The organism is Mycobacterium sp. 1165178.9 (assembly GCF_001673555.1).
In the GTDB taxonomy this organism is placed as follows: Bacteria; Actinomycetota; Actinomycetes; order Mycobacteriales; family Mycobacteriaceae; genus Mycobacterium.
The window spans coordinates 1-3,060 of the sequence record NZ_LZMB01000483.1; the positions used below are offsets into that span (position 1 = coordinate 1).

Sequence of the window (3,060 nt, forward strand, 5' to 3'; positions counted from 1 at the left end):
GTGGTCAATCTGGTGAAGTTCCTCTCGTCCCCGGCGGCCGCCGAGGTGAACGGTCAGGTGTTCATCGTCTACGGTCCACAGGTGACATTGGTGGCCGCGCCAACCGCGGAGCGCAAATTCGTGGCCGACGGCGCCGCTTGGGAACCCGGGCAGCTCAGTTCGACACTGCAGGATTACTTTGCTGGCCGTGATCCTGAGCACAATTTCTCGGCTGGCGCGCTGATGGAGCAATAGCCGCCGAAAACATGGTTAATCGGGCGAAATCGCCAGGTAGAACGTGTGTCAGTTTGACACCTGCCAAGTGCTTCTGACCTGGCAAATTAACAGTTCAGATACGGAAGTGCTGTTCATTGACATGGCGAACTTGTTCTGAGTTAATATGATCCGGCTCACACCGAGCCTCATGGGACCGTAGACGACGCAAAGGCCAGACATAGACTTCGCCGAGACCAAACCGAGGGGGGAACCGCGTTGAGGGAACAACTTGCGGTTCCCGCCCGCGCCGTCGGCGGATTTTTTGAAATGATGTTGGATACCGGCCGAGCGGCTTTCCGCCGGCCGTTTCAATTCGGTGAGTTCCTCGACCAGACCTGGATGATCGCGCGCGTCTCGCTGGTCCCCACGCTGCTGGTGTCCATCCCGTTCACCGTCCTGGTGGCCTTCACCCTCAACATCCTGCTGCGCGAGATCGGCGCCGCCGACCTGTCCGGCGCGGGGACGGCATTCGGAACCATCACCCAGCTGGGGCCGGTGGTGACCGTGCTCGTCGTGGCCGGTGCCGGCGCCACCGCGATCTGTGCCGACCTCGGCGCCCGCACCATCCGCGAAGAGATCGACGCGATGCGGGTGCTCGGCATCGACCCGATCCAGCGGCTGGTCGTGCCCCGCGTGCTGGCCTCCACGGTGGTGGCGCTGCTGCTCAACGGATTGGTGTGCGCCATAGGCCTTTCCGGTGGCTACGTGTTCTCCGTCTTTCTGCAGGGCGTCAACCCCGGCGCGTTCATCAACGGATTGACCGTGCTTACCGGACTCCGCGAGCTGGTGCTGGCCGAAGCCAAGGCGCTGCTGTTCGGCGTGATGGCCGGGCTGGTGGGCTGCTACCGCGGACTGACCGTCAAGGGTGGGCCCAAAGGCGTCGGCAACGCGGTCAACGAAACCGTGGTGTACGCGTTCATATGCCTGTTCGTGATCAACGTGGTGATGACCGCCATCGGCGTGCGAATCTCGGCGAAGTGATGGGACGGGCAAGCACGCGATGAGTTACGACATCACCTACCGGCTGCGCAATATCGCGTCCCGGCTGCAAGACCCGGTCGATGACTTCGGCGAGCAAGCGTTGTTCTACGGCCAGACGATGCGGTATGTACCCAATGCGCTCACCCGCTACCGCAAGGAGACCGTCCGGCTGATCGCCGAGATGACGATGGGCGCGGGAGCTCTCGTCATGATCGGCGGCACGGTCGGCGTGGCCGCCTTCTTGACCCTGGCATCCGGCGGCGTGATTGCCGTACAGGGGTATTCGTCGCTGGGCAACATCGGCATCGAGGCGCTGACGGGATTCCTGTCGGCGTTCCTGAACGTCCGGGTCGTCGCGCCGGTGATCGCCGGTATCGCGCTGGCCGCCACCATCGGCGCCGGTGCCACCGCCCAATTGGGCGCCATGCGGGTGTCCGAGGAGATCGATGCCGTCGAATGCATGGCGGTGCACTCGGTGTCCTACCTCGTGTCGACCCGCCTGATTGCCGGCCTCATCGCGATCATCCCGCTGTACTCGCTGTCGGTGCTCGCGGCGTTCTTCGCCGCCCGCTTCACCACGGTGTACATCAACGGGCAGTCAAAAGGCTTGTACGACCACTACTTCAATACGTTCCTGATCCCGTCCGACCTGTTGTGGTCGTTTCTGCAGGCCATCGTGATGTCCATCGCGGTCATGCTCGTCCATACCTATTACGGCTACAACGCCCACGGCGGTCCGGTCGGAGTCGGGATTGCGGTCGGCCAGGCCGTGCGGACTTCGCTGATCGTGGTGGTCGTCATCACTTTGTTCATCTCGCTCGCTGTGTACGGGGCGTCCGGCAACTTCAACCTCTCCGGCTAAGAGGACCGCTCAAAGGGACATGGCAGACACAGACGCGCGACGCTCACACGTCCGGCTGGCAGCAGCGGTGCTGGCCAGTCTGCTGGTGGCTTTCGCTGCGCTGACCTACCTTTCGTACACGGCGGCCTTCGCGTCAATCGACAACGTCACGGTGTCGGCGCCCCGGGCCGGCCTGGTGATGGAGAAGGGCGCCAAGGTCAAATACCGGGGCATCCAGATCGGCAAGGTCGAAACGATCGACTATTCCGGTGACCAGGCGCGGCTGACGCTGGGAATCAACAGCGACGACATGCATTTCATCCCGTCCAACGCGACGGTGCGCCTCGCCGGTAACACCATCTTCGGCGCCAAGTCGGTGGAATTCATTCCGCCGCAAGCGCCTTCGCCGACGTCTCTGCGTCCGGATGCGCACGTGGCGGCATCTTCGGTGCAGCTGGAAGTCAACACCTTGTTCCAGTCGCTGATGGACCTGCTGCACAAGATCGACCCCGTCGAACTCAACGGCACATTGAGCGCGTTCGCGGAAGGCCTGCGCGGTCATGGCGACGACCTGGGTGGCATCCTGTCGGGCTTGAATACGCTGACGCGCCAGGCAAACCCGAAGCTGCCCGCGCTGCAGGAGGACTTTCAAGAGACCGCGGTGGTGGCCAACGTATATGCCGACGCCGCGCCGGACCTGACCACCGTGGTCGACAACCTGCCGACGATCAACAAGACGGTCGTGGACCAGCAGAAGAACCTCGACAGCACGCTGTTGGCCACGATCGGACTGTCCAACAACGCCTATGACACCCTGGCGCCGGCCGAACAGGACTTCATCGACACCATCAACCGGTTGCGGGCCCCGCTGAAGGTGGCCGCCGACTATTCACCGGAATTGGGCTGCCTGTTCGCCGGCATCGAACGCGGTATCAAGGAATTCGCCCCGCTGCTCGGTGTCCGTAAGGCGGGCCTGTTCACCT

Annotated in this window: 3 protein-coding genes and 1 pseudogene; all 4 read left to right on the forward strand. The window is 63.1% G+C overall.

Annotated elements, in window-relative coordinates; translation table 11 throughout:
• Positions 1–234: pseudogene (locus A5652_RS20720) on the forward strand (short chain dehydrogenase); the annotation flags it as partial.
• A 237-nt stretch (positions 235–471) separates the two neighbouring features.
• Entirely contained in the window at positions 472–1,236 is a 765-nt protein-coding gene (locus A5652_RS20725; protein WP_067355940.1) for an ABC transporter permease, read from the forward strand.
• 19 nt (positions 1,237–1,255) lie between these two features.
• Positions 1,256–2,098: an ABC transporter permease gene (locus tag A5652_RS20730; RefSeq protein ID WP_067355945.1), complete on the forward strand. Its 843-nt coding sequence runs from the start codon at positions 1,256–1,258 to the stop codon at positions 2,096–2,098.
• A gap of 19 nt (positions 2,099–2,117) precedes the next feature.
• Positions 2,118–3,060, forward strand: a 943-nt coding sequence (locus A5652_RS20735; protein ID WP_067355949.1) for an MCE family protein, incomplete at its 3' end; no start/stop codon positions are given.

Excerpts from the sequence above, each read along its gene's own strand:
- A5652_RS20730 (WP_067355945.1), top strand. The coding sequence starts at position 1,256 with ATGAGTTACGACATCACCTACCGGCTGCGCAATATCGCGTCCCGGCTG.